Origin of the sequence: Sulfuricurvum sp. RIFOXYD12_FULL_44_77, from assembly GCF_001830725.1 — a bacterium.
Lineage (GTDB): Bacteria > Campylobacterota > Campylobacteria > Campylobacterales > Sulfurimonadaceae > Sulfuricurvum > Sulfuricurvum kujiense_A.
On sequence record NZ_MIBU01000038.1, the window covers coordinates 1 to 2,116 of the forward strand.

The window sequence follows — 2,116 nt, forward strand, 5'->3', positions numbered from 1 at the left end:
GCACTGCATAATCGAACTCTCCATAATACGCTCAAAGCGCTCAAAATCGAGACGAAAATTTTGCTGTGATCGGCGACAATGGATAAAGGTGATTTTGTGAACTCCCAGTTCGGTAAGCATCGGCAAGGTTTTTTCTATCGTTTTCGGATCCACCAAGCACCATCCGATATGAAGGGGGCGTTCATTTTCACACAACGCTTGATGATGGCTTTGCAGTGAAAAATAAGCATTGCGCCCATCGGTTCGCTCTAACCGATAGCGATACTCCTCACCCAAACGTTCACGTGAACGAAAAGCGATTAAATCCCCCGCTTTGTGACGTCGTACTTTAATTAAGTACTTATAATCATCACCGCTGACACTTAATTCATTCGTACCGACATTATTGTGCAGTAAAAATTTCATTGTAGAATCATCCAAAAAGTGATCGCAATCAGTAAACTTATCTCAATGCCCAAGAAACGAAACGCTTTTTTCTTATAAAGTTCAAACGCCCCCTCTTGGGTAATATCGGTTTTACGTTTAAGCGTTTTGTACCGTTTTGCTTCAAGTATGATCATGATAATGGCGATAGCAATCATCGCAATATTGGCAAAGGTAAAATGAAGGTGTTTCGCCGCCATCATCACTGCCCCCGTAAAAAGGATCAAAGCGATCAATGAGCCTGAGATCGGCATCACAATCCGCATCCGTTTAGAATAGCGGATAAGATGATGAGAGAGGGATAACATCACGATGTTAAACACAACTACCCCCATCAACACAATAACCCCGAAGTAGTGGATATTAAGTCCGGTTGTATACATAGCTTCCATAAAGGGGATTTTACCTTAAATTGCCTATAATCACTCCCTAAATCACTTTCCGATGATTGAACATTTAATGCATTGAGGAAGGATACACCCAAGGAGAAGCAATGGCAATCACCGTAGAAGAGGCACTCAATCTGGTTTATACCCTTACCTTGCCTACACAAAGTGAGATTGTACCGATCGAAAACGGTATTCACCGTCTCCTCTGCGAAAATATTATCGCTTCCCATTCTCTCCCCTCTTTTGATAACTCGGCGATGGACGGTTACGCGGTACGGGTTGAAGATGCGGGTAAAACACTCCAACAAGTGTGTGTGATTTTTGCCGGTAATCCTGATGATGTCCGTATGGTGGAAGATCAATGCATCCGTATTATGACGGGTGCCAAAATCCCACAGGGGTGTGAAGCAATCGTCCCCATCGAAGAGGTGATCGTTAACGGAGATCAAATCACCTTCCCCTCCACCATAAAGCCCTCACAACATATTCGTCTCAAAGGGGAAGATATTCAAGCTGGGATGGGGTTATTGAGTGAGGGGACGATGCTGTATGCCCATCATATCTCTCTCCTTGCCTCACAGGGGATCACCCATGTCAGAGTCTACCGCCGTCCCCGCGTTGCCCTCTTCTCTTCAGGAAACGAACTCAAAATGCATTATGAAGCGTTGGGAGCCAATCAGCTCTACAATACCAACACCCCTACGTTCGCCGCACGCGCGCAAGAGCTGGGGTGTGAGGTGATCTTTACCGGAACGGCATCTGATTCTCTTGAGTCGATCCGTGAGCATATCGAGCGCTCTTTGAACGCGGATTTGATTATCACCTCAGGGGGTGTCAGTGTCGGGGATGCCGATTTTACCAAAGAGGCTTTCCAAACCCTCGGCTTTGAGAGTGGTTTTGAATCGGTGGACATCAAACCGGGTAAACCGACGACATTCGGGCGTATCGGCAATACTGTTATCCTTAATCTTCCGGGAAATCCCCTCGCGGCAGCTTTGTGTTTCGAGCTATTCGGACAAAGTGCTATTTTAGCGCTGAGCGGTCGTGCGGATAAATATCTCTCCACCCTCACAACAAAAATTTCTGAACCGTTTACAATGAAAAAAGGGAGACGTTCCCTCATCCCGGGGTGGTTTGACGGAACCTCTTTTACCCCGAGTGAAAAATTCGGTCCGGGAATGGTGTTGCCGCTTTCACGTGCTAACGCGTTTATGATGGTGGATGCGAGTGTGGAGGGATTTGAAAAAGATGCTGTTGTGAAAATTATTCCGACACGCTGGTGCATGAGTTCAGAGAAACAAACT

The 2,116-nt window shown here is 46.0% G+C and carries 3 protein-coding genes; 1 reads left to right on the forward strand and 2 read right to left on the reverse strand.

Translation table 11 applies throughout. The features are described 5' to 3' along the window. Both A2517_RS01910 and A2517_RS01915 read right to left on the reverse strand, forming a co-directional pair. A partial coding sequence (locus A2517_RS01910; protein WP_294893680.1) for an RsmE family RNA methyltransferase occupies positions 1-405 on the reverse strand: 405 nt, incomplete at its 3' end. Then, positions 402-815 (reverse strand): hypothetical protein, encoded by a 414-nt coding sequence (locus A2517_RS01915; RefSeq protein ID WP_294893681.1) that lies wholly within the window; start codon positions 813-815, stop codon positions 402-404. The genes A2517_RS01915 and A2517_RS01910, both read right to left, overlap by 4 nt. 101 nt (positions 816-916) lie before the next feature. Between A2517_RS01915 and glp the strand changes: the two genes are divergently transcribed. Then, positions 917-2,116 (forward strand): gephyrin-like molybdotransferase Glp (gene glp, locus A2517_RS01920; RefSeq protein ID WP_294893682.1); only part of this gene is annotated, 1,200 nt, incomplete at its 3' end.

Bases quoted from the DNA above. Each gene is read 5' to 3' on its own strand.
- A2517_RS01915 (WP_294893681.1), bottom strand. From the start codon at position 815: ATGGAAGCTATGTATACAACCGGACTTAATATCCACTACTTCGGGGTT.